We start from the raw sequence: 21706 nt of genomic DNA on the forward strand, positions 1-21706 counted from the left end.
CTGGTATGACTTCGCGCCGGAACGGCCGGAGCCACTGACGATCCAAGAACCGAGGAGTTCCACCGTGCCCAAAGAAAGTGGCCGTAAAGTGGTGGCCACCAACCGCAAGGCCCGGCATGACTACCACGTGCTGGATACCTATGAGGCCGGCATCGCCCTGATGGGCACAGAGGTCAAGTCGCTCCGCGAGGGCCACGCCTCCATGGTGGATGGCTTCTGCACCTTCTACAACGACGAGTTGTGGATGGAGGGCATCCACATCCCGGAGTACAACCAGGGATCCTGGACCAACCACGCAGCCCGCCGGCGCCGGAAGCTGCTGCTGCACCGGGAAGAGCTCATCAAAATCTCCCACAAAGTCAGGGAATCCGGCTTCACCATCGTGCCGCTGCAGCTGTACTTTGTGGACGGCCGGGCGAAGGTGGAGATCGGCGTCGCCCGCGGCAAGCGGGAGTACGACAAGCGCCAGACCCTCCGTGAGCAGCAGGACACGCGCGAGGCGCTGCGCGAGGTCCGGGAACGCAACCGCAGGTAGGAATCATTTCCGCCGGCCATGCGTTATGATTGGTAGTCCGGCAGGGATTGGGACGCAAAACCTGACCTGCCGGGTTTGGTAACAAAATACGGGGATGATCGGTTTCGACGATGTTAGTCGCGACAGGTGAAGCGGGCCGAGGATGCAGAATTATCTCGTAAACGCTGTCTGCAAAACAATAAGTGCCAAATCAAACCGCACTGACTTCGCTCTCGCTGCCTAAGCAGTAAGACAGTCCGTCAGCCCGAGGTTGCTATTGCCCCGGATGCTGGCGTCATTTAGATAGCCACTGCTGTTTGCCTCCGTCATCGGGGTAAACGGGACTCTTAGATGACTGGGCCCGGATCAGCCAGCTGTTTGCAGCATGGCCGGGGCCGAGAAAATCCGACGCAAACTGCGCCCGGAGAAGCCCTGACAACACGACATCGGACGGGGGTTCAATTCCCCCCATCTCCACATTTTGCAATGCTGCAAGGCATGCGGAACGGCCTGGACCCTGGTCCGGGCCGTTCTGCGTTAACCGCCTCCCCGAAAATTGACACCCTCCCCGGACGGGCGCCTCCGGCAACCTGCCCCCGTTCACCCACGGCGTAGCCGCGCAGGGAGTAGGACGGCCGGCGGAATAGTTGAGACAGATAGGACCAGCAGCCGGTCCGGGGCCAGGGTGGCTGCGCTAACACCAGGAGGTGGGCCATGGACCAGGTGCTGAAGCCCGGTTCCCCAGCGTCCGACGACGGGCCGCTGGATTCGTACTCGGAGACGGTCATGCGCGTGGCTGAGACGGTCACCCCGCATGTTGCCGCCATTGAAATGACGGGAAACCGCCGCAACGGCCGGTTCCGCGTGGGCGCAGGGTCGGCGGTGCTCTTCACCACGGACGGCTACCTGCTGACAAATTCCCATGTAGTAGCCGGCACCCACCAGGGCCACGCTGTGTTCGCGGACGGCAGCCGCACCGACCTTGAACTTGTAGGCGCCGATGCCTTGTCGGATCTTGCCGTTGTCCGCGGCCGCGCGCCGAAGGTACCGCCCGCCGAGTTCGGCGACGCAGAGACTCTCCGGGTGGGACAGCTTGTTGTCGCCGTCGGGAACCCGCTGGGGCTGGCGGGGTCGGTGACAGCCGGCGTCGTCAGCGGCCTCGGCAGGGCTATCCCGGTATGGGCAGGCGGCAACCGGCGCGTGATCGAGGACGTCATCCAAACGGATGCGGCCCTGAACGCGGGGAGTTCCGGCGGTGCGCTGGCGGATACCCACGGCAGGATCGTCGGCATCAACACAGCCGTAGCCGGGGCCGGGCTGGGACTCGCGGTGCCCATTAACACCACCACCCGGCGGATCATCGCCGCGCTCCTGGCTGACGGGCGGGTCCGCCGGGCTTACCTTGGCGTGGTCAGCACGCCCATCCGCCTGAACGCGAGTGCCGTGGTCCGGACGGGCCAGCGGGACGGGCTGCGCGTGGTGGAGGTCCTGGCCGGTTCGCCCGCAGACCACGCAGGCCTGCTGGCTGGCGACATCATCCTGACAGCAGGAAACCGCCCCGTCAGCAACGCCGAAAGCCTGCAGAAGCTGCTGTTTGCCGATGCTATCGGGCAGCCTTTGCGGATCGACGTGCTGAGGGACGGGAAGGAAACGGAACTTGTGGCCGTACCTGAAGAGATGGCGGCCGGCTAGTGCCCGCTACCTGCGCTTCTTCAGGTGTGCGACAGGATCCTGTGGGCCGTCAATCGGGCTCTTGGCCTTCTTTTCGGCGCGTTTCTCCTTGATGGTTTTCACCGGCTTCTTGGACAGATTCTGGTGGGGTGTTTTGTCCGGCATGGCGTGCTCCCTTTACTCAGCGGGACGGCATGCGTCCCACCTCGTAAATTACGCCTGATTCGCGCTAAATGTAATGCCCCGGCTCAGTCCGGAACGGGGACGTCCGCAATGCCCACAAAACGCGTCCCAACGCCGTCGAATTCGCTGCGGACAAAACCCGGGCGAGGGGGCGGCAGCTCACCCGGGGCATGGTGGCCGCAGCTGACATAGGTGAAGTCGGGCCACCATTTCTTGGGCCGCGCCGCTTCCTCATAGCCGCAGATTGCGCACTCCAGGTGGACCCACACCGGGCGCTTTCCAGTCCGGTTTGCCCGGGACTGGACAAGCCACGGTGGCGGGTTGTCGAGGATCTCACCCAGCTCGGCTTCCGTGAGCCTTTTGGGGATGCCGTGGCGTTGCGCCATTTCCATGGGTACATCAAGGGCAATTGCCGCGTCACGTCTGCTAATCATCACAGTCAACGATACGGGACTGCATCCATGGCCGCCGCCTCAGCCCGAACCGCTCCCGGAACTCCGGACTAGGACACGATGGCAATGCCCGCCGCGGCCGCGGCGAATCCCACCAGCAGGTTGGCTGCCACGTTCAGAGCTGCCGCACCAAACCGTGACTCACTCAGCAGCCTGATGGTGGCGGTGGTCCACGAACTGAATGTGGTCAGGCCGCCGGCAAGGCCGGTGGCAACGGCGGTGTGTAACTCTTCGGGGAGTCCGAGTCGTCCGGTAATCCCTACCGACAGCCCAATGACCAGGCAGCCGGCAACGTTGACTGCCAGCGTGGCCCACGGCCAGTGACGTGGCGCATGCCCGGCCGCGCCCGTGGCGCTCCGGACCGGGAGGGCGCCCGCCCGGCGGGCGAACCAGCTGTCCACGGCGAAGCGCAGCAGGGCACCGGCCACGCCGAAGACGCCAACCAGGATGGCGGCGCTCATGCGGCGGCCCCGGAACGGTCGGCCAGCACCTTGCCGGTCCGCCAGCCGGCAGCTGCGGCGCCCAGCCCCAGCAGGAGCGACAGCCCAAGATAGGCGATCCAGACGGGGTGGTGGTTGGCCCGCCAAAGCTGGTCCACCGAGAACACCACAGCGGAGAACGTGGTGAAGGAACCCAGGAATCCCGGACCCAGGCCCGCCCGGAGCCAAAAGGCGGTGCGTGGCCTGGCGATCCAGAACGTGGTCAGGGCTGCGAGTATGAAGCTCCCGGAGACGTTGATGCACAGCGTGGTCCAGGGCAGTGATCCCATATTGTCAGGGAACGCCAGGCCAAGGCCGTACCGCAGTTCCGACCCGAGGAGTCCGCCGGCGGCCACCGCCAGCCACGCACGCCAACCGGGTGCCCCGGAGGCGGCCATTCAGCCGTTTCCGAGGACGCAGCCGGCGTGCGGAGTGTCGCTGTCGACCCATAGGGCGGAAGTGACCTCATCGGCGAGGTCGTATTCGCGGGTCTTGCCTTCGGAGCTGATCCGCACCACCAGCGCACCGCCGAAGGGCTTGCGGCCAACCACCTCGACCTCGGAGTCGAGGTCGATTTCCTCCGCCGACAGGTACCGGAGCAAGTCAGGGTTCTCGTCGCTGATCCGGGTGATCCGGCCGGTGTGGCCCTGGTCAAGTTCATTCATCAGGTGGGCGTGGGGCATCCGGACTGTGCCGTCGGCGCCGGGAATGGGATCACCGTGCGGGTCCCGGAGCGGATTGCCCAGTTTCGCCGCCATCCGCTCGATAAAGGTGTCCGAGACAGCGTGTTCCAGCTGTTCGGCCTCATCATGGACCTCGTCCCAGCTGTAGCCGAGCTGCTGCACCAGGTACGTTTCGATCAGCCGGTGCCGCCTGACCATGGAAAGTGCCAGCCGCACACCGTCGCGGGTGAGGGTGATGGCGCTGTACGGCTTGTGGTCCACCAGGCCCTGGTCCTTGAGCTTGCGGACCATCTCGGACACCGAGGAGTTGGCCACACCCAGCCGTTGGGCCAGCTGGGAGGAAGTGATGGGTTTGTCCTGCCACTCCGTGAAGGAGTAGATGACCTTGACGTAGTCCTCGATGGAGGAGGAGGGCGCGCTGGTCTTCACGACACCAAGCCTACCCGGTGGGCGGACGGCCTCATGCTTTGACTGCCCGCCATGTCAGTGTCAGGTAGGGGAGTCCCAGGCGGGCGCCAGGCTCATGGCCCAGGTGGTCGTGGAGGTACCAGTCCAGGTTGGCGAGGACCTTGGTGCGCGTGGCCTCACCCGAACGCAGGTAGTAGCTCCGTGACTTGGCAAGCTCCATGATTTCCCCGGTGGTGAGCGCGTCTTCCCAGTGCGTCACGTGGCTTTCCAGCCCGTCGAACTCCGGCCCCACAGGCGGCCGGAAGTGCGGCCGGTAGACATCCCCCGCGTGCATGATGCGGGAAAGCCGGTGAACCCATGGAACGGACGTGTCCAGCTGGTTCCAGATCAGCCCCAGCGTTCCGCCGGTGCGGAGGACCCGCGAAAGTTCCGTACTCGCAGCGATCGGATCGCACCAGTGCCAGGCCTGCGCCACGCTCACGACGTCGAACGAGGAGTCTGCGAGTCCGGTCGCCTCCGCGGTCCCTTCCGTCGCCCGAACACCGGGCAGCAGGACCCGTAACTGGTCAAGCATGTCCGTGGAAGGGTCGACGGCGGCCACAGCGAGTCCGCGGTCAAGCAGCAGGGCTGTGAACTTGCCGGTGCCGGCGCCAACATCGAGGGCGTCGCGCGCCCCGGCAGGGATGAGCCAGTCGGCCGATTCGACGGGGTATCCGGGCCGGACGCGCTCGTAGTGTTCGCCGCCGTCCTGGAAGCTCTGTCCGAGCTCCTGACGGCGTCCGTGGTCAAGTTTGGGGCCACCCCGTGCCACGTGCGGTCTCCTTCGCCAGATGCCCTTGGGTATCCTTCGAATTTACCGCATCGACAGGGCTGTCCGGGTCAGTCGTCGGTGCAGGGGGCTGCGCCGGCCGTGCCGGGCGTGTTGGGTGCCCAGTCCGGGTAGGTCCGGGTGTCGTTGGCCGGAACCCAGCGGCCGGAGTCCACCACATAGTCCCAGCCGAGGCCGGTCCTGCGGAGTTCCTCGATGCCGGCCAGGAGCCGCTGGGCGTCCTCGAGCCGTGACCCCAGGCCGAAGCTCGCCCGCAGGGAGCCTGACGGCAGGCCCAGGCGTTTGAGCAGCGGGTGGGCGCAGAAACGGCCGTCCCGGAGGCCCACTCCATGTTCGGCGGACAGGTAGGCGGCCACCAAACCGGCGTCGTAGCCTTCGACAGAGAAGTTCACCACGCCGATGGTGTCTGTATCCGGGTCCGTGTCCTGGAAAATCTGGTGCACGGTGACGCCGTCGATTTTGTGGAGTCCTTCCACCAGGAAGGAACGGATGGCTGATTCGTGGGCGTGCCAGCGGTCCGGGTCCAGTGCGGCGATCACCTGGGTGGCGCGGGCCAGCGTGGCGGCGCCGAGGACGTTGGGGGAACCGCCCTCGTGCCGGGCGGGACCTGTGGCCCAGCTCACGCCGTCGAGCCTGGCCTCACGGACAGCGCCGCCGCCGGCAAGGTGCGGCGTGCCGGCGTCGAGCCAGTCCGGCCGGCCCACGAGGACGCCTGCGCCGAACGGAGCGTAGAGCTTGTGCCCGGAGAAGGCGAGGTAGTCGACGTCGTCGGCGCTGATGTTGATGCGGCGGTGGGGCGCGAGTTGCGCCGCGTCCACGACGATCCGGGCGCCGTGCTCGTGCGCCAGGGCGGCGAGTGCCCGGATGGGAAGGATTTCGCCCGTGACATTGGAAGCGCCCGTGACGGCCAGCAGGCTGACTCCACCCTGTTCAAGCTCGGCGCGGATGGCCTCCACGGTGCCGGCCAACGTGTCGGCGGCAACGACGCTGCGGTGCGGGACACCCTGCCACGGCAGGAGGTTGGCGTGGTGCTCGATGTCGAGGTACAGGACGTCGCCGGCCGGGCGGCCGTCCACCGTTGGGAGACAGCCTGCCAGGAGGTTCAGCGAATCAGTGGTGTTCCTGGTGAAGATGACGGAGTCGCCGGCCCGTCCGCCCACAAAGTCACGCACGATGTTCCGGGCGTTCTCGTAGACCGACGTGCTGATCTGGGATGCGTAGCCGGCGCCGCGGTGGACGCTGGCGTAGAACGGCAGGATTTCGTTGAGGTACGCGGAAACCACCGAGAGGGCCGGGGCGGAGGCACCGTAGTCAAGGTTGGCGTAGCGGACGTGTCCGCCCTGGATCAGCGGGGCCTGGATTTCGGCGCCGGTGACGGCGGAGAGCGGCCGGCCGGCAACGGCAAGCCGTTCGCTGAACAGGGCTGCGGTGTCGGGGCCGGCTGCGGACTGCAGACGGACGGCGGTGTTGGGGGAGACGGTGGCAGTTGTCACAGAGACCTCACTTCAGAGGGACTCCCTGTCCCGGGAATCCGCGCTTGCCGGGTCCGTTCCGGACCGGCCTGGTCGTCACCCGGGGCACCCCACCGCGAATGGAGGGTTGCCGGCCAGCAAACCGGGGTTTCGCGCTGGCACTCGTGACCTGTTAAGAGCGTAGAACATGGGCGGGGCGGGCAGGAAGCCGGTCCGAATGTTAAGGCTTTTGTTACGCGGGGCCCGGAATTGTCGCGTTTGTCCGAAGATACGGCGGCGGACGCCCCCTGCCGGAGGCGTCCGCCGCTGATAATTCGGTACATGTGGCCGTTAGAGCAGGTCGTCAAGCCCGGGGTTGAGCCGCTTGAGGACTTCCGAATGCAGGATGGAGTTGGTGGCCAGGGCGTTGCCGCCGAACGGGCCGTCCTCTCCGTCGAGGGATGTGAACCGGCCGCCCGCCTCCACCACAATCGGCACCAGCGCCGCCATGTCGTAGAGATTGAGCTCCGGTTCGCACGCGATGTCCACGGAGCCTTCTGCGACCATGCAGTAGGACCAGAAGTCGCCGTAGGCGCGGGTGCGCCAGACGTCTTCGGTCAGGCCAAGGAAGTCATCGAGGTTCCCGCGGTCCTTCCAGCCGCCCAGGCTGGAGTAGGACAGGGACGCGTCCGAGAGCTTCGAGACGTCGGATACCTTCAGCCGGGTGGCAGCGGCCAGTGACCGGCCCATGTACGCGCCGGCGCCCTTGGCGGCCCACCAGCGCTTGCCCAGTGCAGGGGCACTGACAACGCCGACGACGGGCTCGCCTTCGTCAACAAGGGCAATCAGGGTCGCCCAGACCGGGACGCCACGGACGAAGTTCTTCGTGCCGTCGATGGGGTCGATGATCCAGCGGCGGGAGCCGTGGCCTGAACTGCCGAATTCCTCACCCAGGACTGCGTCACGGGGGCGGGAACGGGACAGTTGGCCGCGGATGGCTTCCTCGGCGGCCTTGTCCGCATCGGTGACCGGCGTCAGGTCCGGCTTGGTCTCGATGTGGAGGTCCAGGGCCTTGAAGCGGCTCATGGTCTGGTCGTCCACGGAATCGGCCAGCACGTGGGCCAGGCGCAGGTCATCGTTGTAGCTCGAAGCGGGTTGGATCATGGTTCCAAACTACCGTCAAAGCGCCGCGTGGTTGGGGACCCCGGCCACTGGAACCGTGCGCAGAGCCCCCGTGCGGCTCCAACCGGGCGGGACGGCGTCAGTTGACGCTGCCCAGTTCCTTGGTTTCCTGCCCAGCCATCCGGGGGTCGGTGCCCAGCAGGCGCCGCAGGGAACCGAGCCTCGCAGGTCCTGTCGGCCCGGCATGGCCGTCGGTGACCCACGGGTCCAGGCCGCAGTTGACTGCGCCTGTGGTGTGTTTGCAGCCACGCTCGCAGGCATCGGTGCCCGGTTCCAGGTCCGGGAAGGACCGGAGGATGCGGTCCGGGTCCACATGGGCCAGGCCGAAGGAGCGGATGCCGGGGGTGTCGATGATCCAGCTTCCCGCCGGCGCGTCAGTCAGTTTGAGCGCCAGGGCAGAGGAGGAAGTGTGGCGTCCCCGGCCGGTCACGGCATTGACGCCGCCGGTGGCACGCTCCGCGCCGGTCAGGGCGTTGACCATGGTGGACTTGCCGACGCCCGAGTGCCCCAGCATTACCGTCACCTTGCCGTCCAGGTGGGCCCGGAGCTGGGCGACGGCATCGCTGTCGAGGCGCGCAGACAGCCCGTCATCGGAGCGGGCGTCGATGCCGGACGCTTCGGAGTCGGCCGTGCGGCTGATGATGACCGGGAAGTCCAGGTGTTCGTAGTTGGACAGCAGCTCCGCGGGGTCCTTGACGTCAGCCTTGGTGACCAGGAGCAGCGGCTCGATGCCGGCATCGTAGGCGGCCACCAGCGCGCGGTCGATGAAGCCGGTGCGGGGCTCGGGATTGGCGGCAGCCACCACCACCACCAGCTGGTCGGCGTTGGCCACAACCGCCCGCTCGATCGGGTCGGTGTCGTCGGCGCTGCGACGCAGGAGGGTCCGGCGGTCCTGGATCCGGACCAGCCGGGCCAGGGTGTCAGGTTCGCCCGAGACGTCGCCCACCAGGGAGACGAAGTCGCCGGCGACGACGGGGTTCCGGCGGAGTTCCCGTGCCCTGGCGGCGATGATAATACGCTCGTCACCGGAATCCTCGCCAACAACCGCCGTGTACCGGCCGCGGTCCACCGTGATGATCCGGCCGGTGACTGCGTCATCGTGGCTGGGGCGGTCCTTGGTGCGGGGGCGGGAGCCCTTCTTGCTGGGGCGGATCCGGACGTCGGATTCGTCCCAGGAATCAGTGCTGCGTGCCACTACTCGGCACCAACCGGAACCGTGGTGCCGGGTTCCTGGCCCTGCGCGATCATGTTTGCCCACAGTTGCGGGAAGTCGGGCATGGTCTTGGCTGTGGTGGCGATGTCCTCCACCTCGATGCCTTCCACCGCCAGGCCCAGGATGGCACCGGCGGTCGCCATCCGGTGGTCCGCGTAGCTGTGCACGACGCCGGCATGCAGCGTGGCCGGGCGGATCACCAGACCGTCGCTGGTTTCCTCGGCGTCGCCGCCGAGCCTGTTGATCTCGGTGACGAGGGCGGCGAGCCGGTCCGTCTCGTGGCCGCGAAGGTGGGCGATGCCGGTGAGACGGGATGGACCGCTGGCGAGGGCGCAGAGGGCCGCGACGGTTGGGGCGAGTTCGCTGGTTTCGGCAAAGTCGGCACCTTTGATCTCCGGCCCGCCGGTGACCGTGAGGACGCCTTCGGACAGGCTGACGGTGGCGCCCATGTCCGTCAGGATGCTGCGCCAGAGGTCGCCCACCTGGGTGGTGTGAGTGGGCCAGTCGGGAATCCTGACGGTGCCGCCGGACGCCAGCGCGGCAGCAAGGAACGGTCCCGCGTTGGACAGGTCCTGTTCGATGCGCTGGTCGAACGCCCGGATGGTTCCCGGCGCCACAACCCAGTGGTTGGGGACGGAATCGTCCACCGAGACGCCCACTCCGCGGAGGACGGCCACGGTCATGTTGATGTGGTCCAGGCTGGGCACCGGCTTTCCCACGTGCTCCAGGTGCAGTCCCTCGGTGAACCGCGCGCCGACCAGCAGCAGTGCCGAGACGAACTGCGACGAAGCACTGGCATCGATCACCAGGTGGCCGCCCCTGACTTCGCCGGTTCCGGCAACCTCAAACGGCAGGGAAGCCGGCGTGCCGCCGTCCTCCGCCGCCACATCCACGCCAAGCGCCTTCAGCGCCTCGATGATCGTCCCCATCGGACGCTTCCTGGCGTGCGGGTCGCCGTCGAACGTGCTGACCCCGTTCCGCAGCGCAGCGAGCGGGGGAACAAAGCGCATGACGGTACCGGCGAGGCCGCAGTCAATCCGGGTCCGCGACGACGGCGCGTCCTGGCTAAGCGGAATGACCTCAAGGTCCGGGCCGAAGGCGCCGTCCCCGGGGACTTCCGTGATGGAAGCTCCCAGCTGACGCAGGGCCTCGATCATCAGGGCCGAGTCCCTCGAATGCAGCGGGGCGCGGAGCCTCGACGGGCCGTCAGCCAGTGCCGCCAGCACCAGGAACCGGTTGGTCAGGGACTTCGAGCCGGGAACGGTGACGGTGGCGTTGATGGGCCTGGTGGCGAACGGGGCGGGCCAGTTCGGGACTGCTTCGACTGCGTCGGGCTGCGAAACGGCGGTGGTGGATCCGGTCATGCGTCCTTATGCCCCCGTTGCCTGGTCCACTGCACGCCGCACTGCTTTGTCGGCCTTGTGGAGTTTCTTGCCGGTCGTCTTGCGGGCGTCCGCGGCAAGGTGGGAAGCACCCTTCCTGGCGTCGGCGGCGAGGTGTTCCGCGCGCCAGGCCAGGCCGGGCTTGCCGGCCGTATCCACCGAGGCCAGAAGGGCCCCGCCGCTCAGGGAGAGGTTTTTCAGGAGCTGGTTGCGCCGTGCCAGGCGGGCGTCCTTGGTGCTGATGTCCGCGCTGCGCCATTCCACAAAAGTATTAAGGGCCGAGATGACAGTGAGCAGCGTTGCCGACAGGCGCGCGAACTTTCCGAGGCCGAACAGCACGCCGGCGCCCACCTGCACTCCGCCGATGACCCGGGCCAGTGTCTTTTCCTCCGTACGGAAAGGCAGTGAGGCTGTGGCTTTGCGCAGGAGCGGCGACAGCTGCTGGGCAGTGTCGTCGGCGTTCCTGAGCTTGTCCAGTCCGGCGAGCACGAAGCTGGATGCCAGCATGGGCCGGGCGAGAGTACGGACAAAGGACATGGATTTCCTCCTGGGTGGACGAACCGCGTCGAATGCGGCGGAGTCGGTTCTAGTCTTGCACTTTTGGGGAATATTTGCCTGCCGCCAGGGGTTATGGATTGCGGGTCCGGCAGTGCCGGACAAATACGGCGCACGGCGCGCCCCCTCGGCGGCGGGCAGCAGGTCCGGTCGCGCTGAACGGGACAGGGAACGGAGTTGGCCTTTGGGGTTGGTGAAGGACGGTATGGAAGTGGCAGGCCCCGTGGCGATGGGTGCGTTGGAATCCGGTGCCCCGGAGTACGGGTCCGTGCGTGCGCAAGGCCTGACAGTAGACTTGAGGGCAATGAGCACCCTGGATCCGGCCCTCGAGGCCATGTATGAGGCCTCCGAAAGCGAAGCCAAGACCACCAACGTGCAATCGGACGCGGTGGAGCCAGGCGCGCCGCAGGCTGAGCAGGCGGTGGACGTGGCCACGGAAAGCACCGAAGAACGCCGGATCCGCTTCGAGCGCGATGCCATGCAGTACGTGGACCAGCTGTACTCAGCGGCCATGCGGATGGCGCGGAACCCGGCTGATGCCGAGGACCTCGTCCAGGAGGCCTACACCAAGGCTTTTTCTGCGTTCCACCAGTACAAGCCCGGCACCAACCTCAAAGCGTGGCTGTACCGCATCCTGACCAACACCTACATCAACCTGTACCGCAAGCGGCAGCGCGAGCCGCTGCAGTCGAATTCGGACACCATTGAGGACTGGCAACTGGCCAGGGCGGAGTCCCACACCTCCAGCGGGCTGAGGTCAGCCGAAGCGGAGGCGCTGGACCATTTGCCGGACACCGACGTGAAGAGGGCGCTGCAGGCCATTCCCGAAGAGTTCAGGCTGGCAGTGTATTTCGCCGACGTCGAAGGCTTCGCGTACAAGGAAATCTCAGACATCATGAACACGCCCATCGGCACCGTGATGTCCCGGCTCCACCGCGGCCGGAAAATGTTGCGGGACATGCTGGCGGAGTATGCCGCCGAGCGGGGATTCAAAACCGCCGTTGATCCTCAGGACACGGCCGGAAGCACACAACAGGAGAACAGGAAATGAGCGACTGCCAGGGATTGGGCGACTGCGACGACGCCAGGATGCAACGCATCTACGAATATCTTGATGGGGCACTGACCCGTGAGGACATCACGGACATCAAGCACCACCTTGATGACTGCCCGGAGTGTACCCAGCAGTACGACCTTGAATGTGTCATCCGCAACATGGTCAAGCGCTCCTGCACGGAAGCGGCTCCGGAGAACCTGAAGAACGCCATCCTGGACCGGATCCACTCAATCCGCCCGGTCGAGGCCTGAGGGCCGCCTGCAGGAAACACCACGTAAGAGACCAAGAACCCCGGAAGCCATGTGACTTCCGGGGTTCTTCGTTTGAACCGTCATACCAAAGCTTTTGCTTAGGCGTTGGGGCGCTTGCCGTGGTTCGCGCCGCCACGCTTACGGTCACGACGTTTACGTGCACGCTTGCTCATAGCTGGCCTCCTTAATGTTGGTACTCAAAAGAGCTGCCCTCAAGTCTCCCACATGAAGGCACAGGCCGCGAACCGGAACCGCCTGTGAAGCGCCAGCTCAACCGGGCAGGGAATTCCGGATGGAAATGCGGGCCTGGTCCAGCACGGTCCGGACTGTTTCGAGGGCCACCGGGCTGAGCGGCTGTCTGCCTGCCTGCAGGCGAAGCTCGAAGCGGATGTCGTCACGGAACGCCTGGAGCAGCATCTCGGCCTCCTTGAGCGTCCGGTGTCCCTCCGGGGACTGCCGGGTTCCCGCTGTGCTGAAATCGCCGTTGCGGACCGATGCCCTCGCGGCCTCAGCAGTTGCGGCGAGGTCTGCCCTCAGGCCGCGCATGTTTGTGCGGATATCGTCCCGGAGGTTGTCCGCCAGCCGCCGGACGGACGCGGAGATGTCATTTTCGACGCCGGCGAGCTCATCGCGTCGGGTGTTCAGTTCAGCGAGGCCGGCGGGGGTGATGTGGTAGTTGGTGCGGCGGCCGGCCGATTCCGTCGCCACCAGCCCTTCCTCTTCCAGCTTCCCCAGCCGCGGGTAGATGGTGCCGGCGCTGGGGGAGTAGGTGCCGCCGAACCGCTCGCTGAGCGCCTTAATGAGCTCATAGCCGTGCTTCGGCCCGGACTCCAGGAGGGCCAAGAGGTAGAGGCGAAGGGCGCCGTGGGCGAAGACAGGGGCCATCAGTGCCCTGTTTCCGGGGTCCCGGCCGGCTGGCCGTGGAAGATCGACGTCTTGCCCGAGACTGAGTTGGTCCGGACTATCATCAGCTTGCCGTCGGGGCCGGCGATCGTTTCCACTTTGCCGCCCGGCTGGGAGTATTGCTGGTTGTCGATGATCAGGGTCCCGCTGGCCGACTTGGCCACGATGTCCACGCCCACATCGTGCGGCAGCCGGATGGTCAAGTCGCCGGACACCGAGTTGGCGCCGAAGTCGTGGGTGAAACCCAGGAGGTCGAAGCTCATCTCCCCGGATACCGTGTTCGCCCGGATGTTGGTGAACCTGCCCGATGCGGTGACCTCACCTGAGACGCTCTTGGCGGTCAGGACGCCGTCGTGGTTCCGTGCGATCACTTCGCCGCTGACGGTGTTGACGTGAAGGTCGCCGGAAGTTCCATCCGCCATCACCGACCCGGATACGGTGTTGAGCCGGGTATGCCCGCTGATCCCGGAGACGAGGCCGTCACCGCTGACTGTCCCCGCTTCCACGTCAACGCCCTCGGGCAGGGCGATGCTGATGACGGCGGAATTGTTGCTGTTGTGGTTGACGGTCCCCATAAGGTTCTTGAACCACCCCTGCGGCCCGTGCAACTGGTGGCGGACCTCCAGCCGTCCGTCCACGACGCTGATGGCGACAGGGTCGCCCTGGACGTCAGAAACCTCCACCCGCGCAACGGCTTCGGAGTGGGTCACGATGTCGAACCGTCCGCGGACCATTCCCAGCTTCAGCGACGTGACGCCGTCAACGTCGATAACCCGGGGGTCGGTGACCGTCCAGCTGGTCTCTGCCATGAATCCTCCAAGATCGCGATATATCGTGATTGATATCCCACGGTATAACGGCGCTGTGGGATGGTCAAGATATATCGCGAATTGGCGGAACGCGGATTATTCGGGGGCGTCCATCCCCAGCCACTGGAACCAGCCCCGGTGAAGGACCAGCCAGGCCATCAGGCCGTAGCCGGACTGCCCGGGTGTACCGCCGTTCGCCGCAAGGTCCTGGCGCCACTGCTCGTGGTTCAGCAATGGTGAAAAGGTGTCAACGTAAAGGTGCTTCCGCCGGGTGGTGACGTCGGCGAACGCGGTGTTGAGCTCGCCCAGCCTGCGGTTTTGGGTGGGATCCAGGGTTGGCGGCGGGCCGACCACAAACACTTCGATCCGGTTCTGTGACGCTGAATCCAGGATGTTGGCCAGGTTCAGGCGGCTGCGTGCGGTGGAGAGGCCGAACTCAATGTCGCGGCCGGACAGCCCGATGACCAGCCGGTTCTCGTGGTTGTCGCTGAACCGCCGGCCGGCTTCCTCAAGCCAGCGGGCTGCAAGGCCCTCGGTTCCTTCCTGTGGGCAGGGGAGGGCATAACTTTCCAACGCCATGCCGTCCTGCGGAGTGCGGGCCAGGACGCGGCCCAGCCAGCCGAGGGCCCTGGGGTCGCCCAGACCGGCCAGCAGTTCATCTCCAACAGCTGCGATGCGCAGCTTCCTGTCTTCCACAAGTTCCTCTTTACTTCCGTACTGAATGGCGTCCCGTGCCGGGTGGTAAAGCCGGCAGCGCGGGACGGGCCGGGCACTCTGCCCGTTGGATACCCTCGCACCCCATTAAACAGAACTGCCCGGCCGGAGTCTGGTATTTCGACGTCCGGCCGGGCAGCCATGGTGGTCACTAACGGGCAAATGCCTGCTTCAGGAGGGTGTCCTGCTCGGCGGCGTGCCGCTTCATGGAACCGGCGGCAGTGGATGCCGACGCCGGACGGGACACAAGCCGGACCTTGCGGTCAAGCTCGCCCGGAAGGTTGAGGCCCATGAACGGCCACGGCCCCTGGTTGGCGGGCTCATCCTGTGCCCAGACAACCTCGGCGTTGGGGTACTTGGCCAGCTCTGCGGCGATTTCCGCCGCGGGCAGCGGGTAGAGCTGCTCCACGCGGACGATCGCCGTGGTCTTGTCCTCGGTCTTCTGCCGGGTGGACAGGAGGTCGTAGTACAGGCGGCCGGACACCAGCAACACGCGTTCGACGGCGTCTGCCGCCAGCTGCTCGTGGTCCGCGATGACCGGGCGGAAGCTGCCGGTGGTGAAGTCCTCGACCGAGGATGCGGCTCCCTTGAGGCGGAGCAGCTGCTTCGGCGTGAAGATGATCAGCGGCTTGCGTGGCCGGCTGTAGGCCTGGCGGCGCAGCAGGTGGAAGTGCGATGCGGCCGTCGTCGGGTTGGCCACGATCATGTTTTCCTCGGCACACATCTGCAGGAACCGCTCGATGCGGGCTGAAGAGTGGTCCGGCCCCTGGCCCTCGTAGCCGTGCGGCAGCATCAGCACCAGCGACGAACGCTGGCCCCACTTCTGCTCGGCGGAAGAGATGAACTCGTCGATGATGGTCTGCGCGCCGTTGACGAAGTCGCCGAACTGGGCTTCCCAGAGCACGAGCGCGTCCGGGCGCTCCACGGAGTAACCGTATTCGAAGCCCATGGCAGCGTATTCGGACAGCAAGGAGTCGTAGATCCACAGCTTGGCCTGGTTGTCCGAGAGGTTGCCCAGGGGCAGCCACTCGTTGCCGTTGGAGCGGTCGTGGAACACGGCGTGGCGCTGCACGAAGGTTCCGCGGCGCGAGTCCTGGCCGGCGAGGCGGACAGGAACGCCTTCCATGATGAGCGAGCCGAAGGCTGCGATCTCGCCGAAGCCCCAGTCGATGCCGCCTTCACGGGACATCTGTTCACGCTTCTCGAGGAGCTGCTTGAGCTTCGAGTGGACGGTGAAGCCCTCGGGAATTTCGAGGTGCGCCTGGCCGATCCGGGCCAGGGTCTCCGGGGAGATGGCCGTGGACGCCGGTGCGTTGGTGCCGAAATCGGACTGCTGGGCGATGGGACGCTCGATGTCCGACACGGCAGCGGAGTCCGCCGTAATGATCGGGATCGGGGAGGTCTGGGCGGCGTGGGTCTCGGCGAAGACCCGCTCCAGGCGTTCCTGGTAGTCGCGGAGCAGCTGCTCTGCTTCTTCCTCGGTGATGTCGCCACGGCCGATCAGCGACTCGGTGTACAGCTTGCGTACGGAGCGCTTGGCTTCGATCAGGTTGTACATCAGCGGCTGGGTCATCGAGGGGTCGTCGCCCTCGTTGTGGCCACGGCGGCGGTAGCACACCATGTCGATCACAACGTCCTTGTGGAAGCGCTGGCGGAACTCGTAGGCGAGCTGGCCGATGCGGACCACTGCCTCCGGGTCGTCACCGTTCACGTGGAAAACGGGCGCCTGGATCATCTTGGCGACATCCGTGGAGTACGTGGACGAGCGCGAGGAGGACGGAGCGGTGGTGAAGCCGACCTGGTTGTTGACCACAACGTGGATGGTTCCACCGGTCCGGTAGCCACGCAGCTGGGACAGGTTCAGGGTTTCTGCAACCACGCCCTGGCCGGCGAAAGCGGCGTCACCGTGGACCATGATGGGCAGGACCGGGAAGGCCTCGCCCTGGTCCAGGCGGTCCTGCTTGGCGCGGACGATGCCTTCGAGCACGGAGTCCACGGCCTCAAGGTGCGAGGGGTTGGCGGCGAGGTAAACCTTGGTTTCCTTGCCGTTGTCCGAGGTGAAGGTACCTTCGGTGCCCAGGTGGTACTTCACGTCGCCGGAGCCCTGCACGGAGCGGGGGTCCTGGGTCCCTTCGAATTCGCGGAAGACCTGGGCGTAGGTTTTCCCGGCGATGTTGGTGAGCACGTTCAGGCGGCCGCGGTGGGCCATGCCGATGGCAACCTCGTCCAGGCCGTCATCAGCGGCGTCGGAAATGATCGCGTCAAGCAGCGGAATCAGGGACTCGCCGCCTTCCAGCGAGAAGCGCTTCTGGCCCACGAACTTGGTCTGCAGGAAGGTCTCGAAGGCCTCCGCAGCGTTGAGCTTGGATACGATGCGCAGCTGCTCTTCGCGGCTCGGTTTCGAGTACGCGTGCTCCAGCTGGTCCTGGAACCACTTGCGTTCCTCAGGCTCCTGGATGTGCATGTATTCGATGCCTGTAGTGCGGCAGTAGGCATCGCGGAGGACGCCGAGGATGTCGCGGAACTTGAGCATCGGCTTGCCGCCGAACCCGCCCGTGGGCCACTCGCGGTCCAGGTCCCACAGGGTGAGGCCATAGGTGAGGACGTCAAGGTCGGGGTGCTTGCGCTGGACGTACTCCAGCGGATCGGTGTCCGCCATCAGGTGGCCGCGGACACGGTAGGAGTGGATCAGCTGCTGGATGCGTGCGACCTTGTTGATCTGGTCGGCGGGGTCAACCTGCAGGTCCGGGCTCCAGCGGACGGGCTCGTACGGGATGCGCAGGGCTTCGAAGATCTCGTCGTAGAAGTTCTGGGCACCGAGCAGCAGCTGGTGCACGAGCTTCAGGAACTCACCGCTGCCGGCTCCCTGAATGACGCGGTGGTCATACGTGGAGGTGAGCGTGAGGACCTTGCTGATCGCGTTGTGCGCGATGATTTTTTCGCTCGCACCCTGGAACTCGGCCGGGTAGTCCAGCGCGCCGACGCCGATGATGGCGGCCTGGCCCTTGGAGAGGCGGGGCACGGAGTGGACGGTGCCGATGCCGCCGGGGTTCGTCAGGGAGACGGTGGTGCCCTGGTGGTCGTCAGCGGTCAGCTTGCCGTTGCGGGCACGCTTGATGAGGTCCTCATACGTGTGCCAGAACTCGGAGAAGTTGAGGGTCTCCGCCTTCTTAATGTTGGGAACCATCAGCAGGCGGGTTCCGTCGGGCTTGGGCATGTCGATGGCGATGCCGAAGTTCACGTGGGCCGGCTGGACGGCGACGGGTTTGCCGTCCACCTCGTCGTAGTACACGTTCATGGACGGGAACTGGGACAGGGCCCGGATGACGGCGTAGCCGATCAGGTGCGTGAAGGAGACCTTGCCGCCGCGGGCACGCGCCAGGTTGGAGTTGATGACCACGCGGTTGTCGATCAGCAGCTTGGCCGGGATCGCGCGGACGCTGGTGGCGGTGGGAACCTCGAGGCTGGTCACCATGTTCGTGGCGATGGCTTTGGCCGGGCCACGAAGGACGGAGATGACGTCTTCCTCAGGCGCCGTGGGTGCCTTGACGTTCTTGGGGAGCTGGGCGGGGATCGGCTGGGATCCGGTGCCGGGCTCGGTCTTCTTCGCGCCGTCGCGCGCCACGGTGGCCGGTGCCTTCTTAACCGGCGCCGGTGCCGGGGGAGCGGCGGGGGCCGGTGCGGCGGCGGCAGGTGCGGCCGGCTGCGCTGCCGGCGACGTTGCCGGAGCTGCGGTGGCCTGGGACTGGGCTACGACGGGCATTTCGCGGGTTGCGGGATGGGCAACCGCGAGGGCTGAATTTCCGTTGGAGGAAGAACCGCTGCCCGAGTCGAAGGATTCGAACAGGGGCCACCACTTGGCATCCACCGCGTTTTTGTCCTGCTGATACTGCTCGTACAGTTCGTCAACGAGCCACTCGTTTCCGCCAAATTCCTCTGGTAGACGGTGGCTAGGCTGCTCTGGCACTTGAAATACGCCTCTTCCATGAGTTTGATTTCTCTCTGGCCGCCACGGTGCCTCAGCACAACATCCGAACCAGTCTCTGCGTCCTCTGAACCCAGACCTTTGCCAGTCTAATGAGCATTCTGTATTAACTGCCAATAAGGGTGACCCAAATCATGAAGTGACGCGCAGAATGCCAAATATGGCGGCGGTGGCCCCCGCCGGAGGCTGGAGGATGCCCATGGCCGTGAGCCCCTCCGGAGGCAGGGATCCGCTCCTGTAGACTGAAATTCTTATGGACAGTAAATCTAGGTGCCGGCCTGGGGGCTGTCAGCGGAGCACGAAGTACAGCACCGCGCAGCCGACCCGCCGAGCCGGCAAACCCCGAACACGCGCCCATCACACTCCCTCGCTCCACGCGTCCGGAGCCTTCAAGGAAACAGCGTCCGCTTCGGCGGACCATCCTCCGCCGGGCAGTCGGCCCCGGACCCGTCCTGCAACAGTGAACTGCGCCACCAATCCGCCCCAGCATCACCGGGCGGGATGCTGAATGGAATGGTTGCTCCTCGCGGCAGGACTCCTGCTGATCGCCGGCACCGGCTTCTTCGTCGCCGTCGAATTTTCCCTTATTGCCCTTGACCAGGCCACTGTCCAGCGCGCGATCGACAACGGTGACACCCGTGCCGTTCCGCTGCTCAAGTGCCTGAAGTCCCTTTCAACCCAGCTCTCCAGCTGCCAGCTTGGCATCACGCTGACCACCCTCCTGACCGGTTACGTCATGGAACCATCCGTCGGCAAACTCCTCGAGGGGCCCCTGACCGCCGTCGGCATTCCCGCAACGGCGGCCGCGTCCGTCTCCCTGGTCATCGCGATGGTGCTGGCCACCCTGCTGTCCATGCTGCTCGGCGAACTGGTGCCCAAGAACATGGCAATCGCCCTGTCCTTCCGTGTTGGACGCGCCCTCGCCAGGCCGCAGCTGATGTTCACGGCCATCTTCAAACCGGCCATCGTGGTCCTCAACGGTTTCTCCAATAAGGTGCTCAACGTTTTCGGCCTTGAAGCCAAGGAAGAGATTTCCGGCGCCCGGACCCCCGCCGAGCTCGCATCCCTCGTGCGGCGTTCCGCTGCCATGGGAACGCTCGACGCCGGCACCGCCAACTTCGTGGCGCGGACACTGAACTTCTCGGCCCGGACCGCGGCGGACGTGATGACACCACGGATCCGCGTGGAAACCATCGATGCCGACCAGCCCGTTTCGGACATCGTGGACGCCGCCCGGCGCACGGGATACTCGAGGTTCCCGGTCATCGGCGAATCGGCCGATGACATCAGGGGCCTCGTCCATGTCAAGAAAGCGGTGGCGGTTCCCTCGGACCGCCGGCCCAACCTGGAAGCCGGCGCCATCATGACCGACGTCCTCAGGGTCCCGGAAACCATCCACCTCGATGCCCTCCTGGCGGAACTGCGCGAGGGAAACCTCCAGCTCGCCGTTGTGCTCGATGAGTACGGCGGTACCGCGGGCATTGCAACCCTCGAAGACCTGGTCGAGGAAATCGTGGGCGAGGTGGCGGACGAACACGACAAAGTCCGGCCCGGACTTCTCCAGAGCGCGTCGGGGGACTGGTACTTCCCAGGGCTCCTGCGTCCGGATGAACTGTCGGAGCAGATTCCAGGCCTGACTGTTCCCGACGAGGCGGCCTACGAGACGGTGGGCGGCTACGTCATGAGCGAACTGGGCCGCATCGCCGCCGTCGGAGATACCGTTGCGGTGGGCGGCGGCACCCTCAGCGTGACCCGCATGGATGGGCGCAGGATCGACAGGATCTGTTTCCGCCCGGCCGCGCCTGACGCAGACGCTGAATCTGCCCCGGATGACAGGACCGAACGATGAGTGACTGGGCCGGAATTTTCTGGCTGATCGTCCTGCTGCTGGGCAACGCGTTTTTTGTCGCTGCCGAGTTCGCGGTGATGTCGGCCAGGCGCAGCCAGATTGAACCGCTGGCCGACGCCGGTTCGAAGCGGGCACAGACCACCCTCCGGGCCATGGAGAACGTTTCGCTGATGCTGGCGTGCGCCCAGCTCGGGATCACAGTCTGTTCGCTGCTGATCCTGCTGGTCGCCGAGCCGGCCATCCACCACCTGCTGGCTGCTCCGCTGGAAACCGTCGGACTGCCAATGGAAATTGCGGATGTGGCGGCGTTTGCCGTTGCCCTGATGGTGGTGACCTTCCTCCATGTAACCTTCGGTGAGATGGTGCCGAAGAACATCTCGGTATCCGTGGCTGACAAGGCTGCACTCTTCCTGGCTCCGCCGCTTATGTTCGTTGCCCGCCTGGTCAGGCCTGTGATCGTGGCCCTGAACTGGTCGGCCAACCACATCCTCAAGCTCCTTCGGATCGAGCCCAAGGACGAGGTGAACTCTTCCTTCACCCTTGAGGAGGTCCAGTCGATCGTCCAGGAGTCCACCCGCCACGGGCTGGTGGACGACGACGCCGGGCTGATCACCGGTGCGCTGGAATTTTCCGAACACACGGCCTCCGACATTATGGTGCCGCTGGACAAGCTGGTCATGCTGAAGGCTGCCACGACGCCTGTGGACTTCGAGAAGGCAGTCAGCAGAACCGGATTTTCCCGGTTCCCGATGCTGGATGATGACGACATGCTCTACGGCTATCTTCACGTGAAGGACGTGTTGTCCATCCCGGATACGGACTATCAGCATCCCATCGCCGAAAGCCGGATCCGTTCGTTGGCCAACCTTGCCCTGGGGGACGAGATCGAAAAGGCGATGTCCGTCATGCAGCGCACCGGGTCGCACCTCGCCCGGGTCATCGGCCCGGACGGCCAGACGCAGGGCGTGCTGTTCCTGGAGGACGTGATCGAGCAGCTGGTCGGTGAAATCCGGGATGCAACGCAGGCCACCGGCATCCGGCGGCTCGGCCAGCCCAACGGTGGCTGATCCGTCCCGCGGACGGTCCAGGGAGTTATCTAAATAGGAATCATTCCCATTTAGGGATAGACTTTCCGG

Annotated in this window: 22 protein-coding genes, 1 other RNA gene and 1 riboswitch; of the genes, 7 read left to right on the forward strand and 16 right to left on the reverse strand. The window is 65.7% G+C overall.

Going from position 1 to position 21706, the window contains the following annotated elements; translation table 11 throughout:
- Positions 1-64 precede the first annotated feature (64 nt).
- The 3 genes from smpB to J2X42_RS02305 all read left to right on the forward strand — a co-directional run bounded on the left by smpB (position 65) and on the right by J2X42_RS02305 (position 2206).
- Positions 65-535 (forward strand): SsrA-binding protein SmpB, encoded by a 471-nt coding sequence (gene smpB / locus J2X42_RS02295; RefSeq protein WP_131131597.1) that lies wholly within the window; start codon positions 65-67, stop codon positions 533-535.
- A gap of 90 nt (positions 536-625) precedes the next feature.
- Positions 626-994, forward strand: a transfer-messenger RNA (tmRNA) gene (gene ssrA / locus J2X42_RS02300).
- A 234-nt stretch (positions 995-1228) separates the two neighbouring features.
- On the forward strand, positions 1229-2206 hold the full coding sequence (locus J2X42_RS02305) for a trypsin-like peptidase domain-containing protein (protein ID WP_310161745.1): 978 nt from the start codon (positions 1229-1231) through the stop codon (positions 2204-2206).
- A gap of 6 nt (positions 2207-2212) precedes the next feature.
- Here J2X42_RS02305 and J2X42_RS02310 read toward each other — a convergent pair whose 3' ends face one another.
- From J2X42_RS02310 to J2X42_RS02360, 11 genes are all read right to left on the reverse strand, one after another.
- Positions 2213-2350: a hypothetical protein gene (locus tag J2X42_RS02310; RefSeq protein ID WP_310161748.1), complete on the reverse strand. Its 138-nt coding sequence runs from the start codon at positions 2348-2350 to the stop codon at positions 2213-2215.
- Between the two features lie 83 nt (positions 2351-2433).
- Positions 2434-2802, reverse strand: a complete 369-nt coding sequence (locus J2X42_RS02315) for a hypothetical protein (RefSeq protein WP_310161750.1) — start codon at positions 2800-2802, stop codon at positions 2434-2436.
- 68 nt (positions 2803-2870) lie between these two features.
- Positions 2871-3281: a CrcB family protein gene (locus J2X42_RS02320; RefSeq protein WP_310161752.1), complete on the reverse strand. Its 411-nt coding sequence runs from the start codon at positions 3279-3281 to the stop codon at positions 2871-2873.
- On the reverse strand, positions 3278-3697 hold the full coding sequence (locus J2X42_RS02325) for a CrcB family protein (protein ID WP_310161754.1): 420 nt from the start codon (positions 3695-3697) through the stop codon (positions 3278-3280). The genes J2X42_RS02320 and J2X42_RS02325 overlap by 4 nt, the downstream gene beginning before the upstream one ends.
- Complete coding sequence (locus J2X42_RS02330) at positions 3698-4411, reverse strand: metal-dependent transcriptional regulator (protein WP_310161755.1); 714 nt, start codon at positions 4409-4411, stop codon at positions 3698-3700.
- Positions 4412-4442: 31 nt separating this feature from the next.
- Positions 4443-5201, reverse strand: coding sequence for a class I SAM-dependent methyltransferase (locus J2X42_RS02335; RefSeq protein WP_310161757.1), 759 nt, complete (start codon positions 5199-5201; stop codon positions 4443-4445).
- Positions 5202-5269: 68 nt separating this feature from the next.
- Positions 5270-6712: an aminotransferase class V-fold PLP-dependent enzyme gene (locus J2X42_RS02340; protein WP_310161759.1), complete on the reverse strand. Its 1443-nt coding sequence runs from the start codon at positions 6710-6712 to the stop codon at positions 5270-5272.
- A gap of 35 nt (positions 6713-6747) precedes the next feature.
- Positions 6748-6861, reverse strand: a riboswitch (SAM riboswitch).
- 160 nt (positions 6862-7021) lie between these two features.
- The gene (gene hisN / locus J2X42_RS02345) at positions 7022-7834 is read right to left on the reverse strand and encodes a histidinol-phosphatase (RefSeq protein WP_310161761.1); all 813 of its coding nucleotides are present in this window, start codon (positions 7832-7834) and stop codon (positions 7022-7024) included.
- Between the two features lie 97 nt (positions 7835-7931).
- On the reverse strand, positions 7932-9047 hold the full coding sequence (locus J2X42_RS02350; protein WP_310161764.1) for a ribosome small subunit-dependent GTPase A: 1116 nt from the start codon (positions 9045-9047) through the stop codon (positions 7932-7934).
- A complete protein-coding gene (gene aroA / locus J2X42_RS02355) occupies positions 9047-10429 on the reverse strand; it encodes a 3-phosphoshikimate 1-carboxyvinyltransferase (protein ID WP_310161766.1) in 1383 nt (460 codons plus the stop codon). The genes J2X42_RS02350 and aroA overlap by 1 nt, the downstream gene beginning before the upstream one ends.
- 6 nt (positions 10430-10435) lie before the next feature.
- Positions 10436-10984: a DoxX family protein gene (locus J2X42_RS02360; protein ID WP_131131624.1), complete on the reverse strand. Its 549-nt coding sequence runs from the start codon at positions 10982-10984 to the stop codon at positions 10436-10438.
- Between the two features lie 322 nt (positions 10985-11306).
- Between J2X42_RS02360 and J2X42_RS02365 the strand changes: the two genes are divergently transcribed.
- Positions 11307-12053: a sigma-70 family RNA polymerase sigma factor gene (locus J2X42_RS02365; RefSeq protein ID WP_310161769.1), complete on the forward strand. Its 747-nt coding sequence runs from the start codon at positions 11307-11309 to the stop codon at positions 12051-12053.
- Positions 12050-12310 carry a mycothiol system anti-sigma-R factor gene (gene rsrA / locus J2X42_RS02370; protein WP_131131627.1) on the forward strand — a complete coding sequence of 87 codons (261 nt, stop codon included), beginning with the start codon at positions 12050-12052 and terminating at the stop codon, positions 12308-12310. The genes J2X42_RS02365 and rsrA overlap by 4 nt, the downstream gene beginning before the upstream one ends.
- A 98-nt stretch (positions 12311-12408) precedes the next feature.
- Here the strand turns inward: rsrA and J2X42_RS23345 are convergent, their stop codons facing one another.
- From J2X42_RS23345 to J2X42_RS02390, 5 genes are all read right to left on the reverse strand, one after another.
- A complete protein-coding gene (locus tag J2X42_RS23345) occupies positions 12409-12483 on the reverse strand; it encodes a 50S ribosomal protein bL37 (RefSeq protein ID WP_104061284.1) in 75 nt (24 codons plus the stop codon).
- A 97-nt stretch (positions 12484-12580) separates the two neighbouring features.
- Positions 12581-13195, reverse strand: coding sequence for a PadR family transcriptional regulator (locus J2X42_RS02375; protein ID WP_310161772.1), 615 nt, complete (start codon positions 13193-13195; stop codon positions 12581-12583).
- The gene (locus J2X42_RS02380; RefSeq protein ID WP_310161774.1) at positions 13195-14022 is read right to left on the reverse strand and encodes a DUF4097 family beta strand repeat-containing protein; all 828 of its coding nucleotides are present in this window, start codon (positions 14020-14022) and stop codon (positions 13195-13197) included. The genes J2X42_RS02375 and J2X42_RS02380 overlap by 1 nt, the downstream gene beginning before the upstream one ends.
- A 96-nt stretch (positions 14023-14118) precedes the next feature.
- The gene (locus J2X42_RS02385; RefSeq protein WP_310161775.1) at positions 14119-14718 is read right to left on the reverse strand and encodes a GDSL-type esterase/lipase family protein; all 600 of its coding nucleotides are present in this window, start codon (positions 14716-14718) and stop codon (positions 14119-14121) included.
- A gap of 169 nt (positions 14719-14887) precedes the next feature.
- On the reverse strand, positions 14888-18703 hold the full coding sequence (locus J2X42_RS02390) for a multifunctional oxoglutarate decarboxylase/oxoglutarate dehydrogenase thiamine pyrophosphate-binding subunit/dihydrolipoyllysine-residue succinyltransferase subunit (protein WP_310161776.1): 3816 nt from the start codon (positions 18701-18703) through the stop codon (positions 14888-14890).
- 526 nt (positions 18704-19229) lie between these two features.
- Here J2X42_RS02390 and J2X42_RS02395 point away from each other — a divergent pair.
- Both J2X42_RS02395 and J2X42_RS02400 read left to right on the forward strand, forming a co-directional pair.
- Positions 19230-20570 carry a hemolysin family protein gene (locus J2X42_RS02395; RefSeq protein WP_310161778.1) on the forward strand — a complete coding sequence of 447 codons (1341 nt, stop codon included), beginning with the start codon at positions 19230-19232 and terminating at the stop codon, positions 20568-20570.
- A complete protein-coding gene (locus J2X42_RS02400) occupies positions 20567-21637 on the forward strand; it encodes a hemolysin family protein (RefSeq protein WP_131131633.1) in 1071 nt (356 codons plus the stop codon). The genes J2X42_RS02395 and J2X42_RS02400 overlap by 4 nt, the downstream gene beginning before the upstream one ends.
- The last annotated feature ends 69 nt before the right edge of the window (positions 21638-21706 follow it).

Source organism: Arthrobacter sp. BE255 (assembly GCF_031457335.1).
GTDB lineage: Bacteria > Actinomycetota > Actinomycetes > Actinomycetales > Micrococcaceae > Arthrobacter.

Excerpts from the sequence above, each read along its gene's own strand:
- J2X42_RS02305 (WP_310161745.1), top strand. The coding sequence starts at position 1,229 with ATGGACCAGGTGCTGAAGCCCGGTTCCCCAGCGTCCGACGACGGGCCG.
- J2X42_RS02310 (WP_310161748.1), bottom strand. The coding sequence starts at position 2,350 with ATGCCGGACAAAACACCCCACCAGAATCTGTCCAAGAAGCCGGTGAAA.
- J2X42_RS02315 (WP_310161750.1), bottom strand. The coding sequence starts at position 2,802 with ATGATTAGCAGACGTGACGCGGCAATTGCCCTTGATGTACCCATGGAA.
- J2X42_RS02320 (WP_310161752.1), bottom strand. The coding sequence starts at position 3,281 with ATGAGCGCCGCCATCCTGGTTGGCGTCTTCGGCGTGGCCGGTGCCCTG.
- J2X42_RS02325 (WP_310161754.1), bottom strand. The coding sequence starts at position 3,697 with ATGGCCGCCTCCGGGGCACCCGGTTGGCGTGCGTGGCTGGCGGTGGCC.
- hisN (WP_310161761.1), bottom strand. The coding sequence starts at position 7,834 with ATGATCCAACCCGCTTCGAGCTACAACGATGACCTGCGCCTGGCCCAC.
- aroA (WP_310161766.1), bottom strand. The coding sequence starts at position 10,429 with ATGACCGGATCCACCACCGCCGTTTCGCAGCCCGACGCAGTCGAAGCA.
- J2X42_RS02360 (WP_131131624.1), bottom strand. The coding sequence starts at position 10,984 with ATGTCCTTTGTCCGTACTCTCGCCCGGCCCATGCTGGCATCCAGCTTC.
- J2X42_RS02365 (WP_310161769.1), top strand. The coding sequence starts at position 11,307 with ATGAGCACCCTGGATCCGGCCCTCGAGGCCATGTATGAGGCCTCCGAA.
- rsrA (WP_131131627.1), top strand. The coding sequence starts at position 12,050 with ATGAGCGACTGCCAGGGATTGGGCGACTGCGACGACGCCAGGATGCAA.
- J2X42_RS02375 (WP_310161772.1), bottom strand. The coding sequence starts at position 13,195 with ATGGCCCCTGTCTTCGCCCACGGCGCCCTTCGCCTCTACCTCTTGGCC.
- J2X42_RS02380 (WP_310161774.1), bottom strand. The coding sequence starts at position 14,022 with ATGGCAGAGACCAGCTGGACGGTCACCGACCCCCGGGTTATCGACGTT.
- J2X42_RS02395 (WP_310161778.1), top strand. The coding sequence starts at position 19,230 with ATGGAATGGTTGCTCCTCGCGGCAGGACTCCTGCTGATCGCCGGCACC.
- J2X42_RS02400 (WP_131131633.1), top strand. The coding sequence starts at position 20,567 with ATGAGTGACTGGGCCGGAATTTTCTGGCTGATCGTCCTGCTGCTGGGC.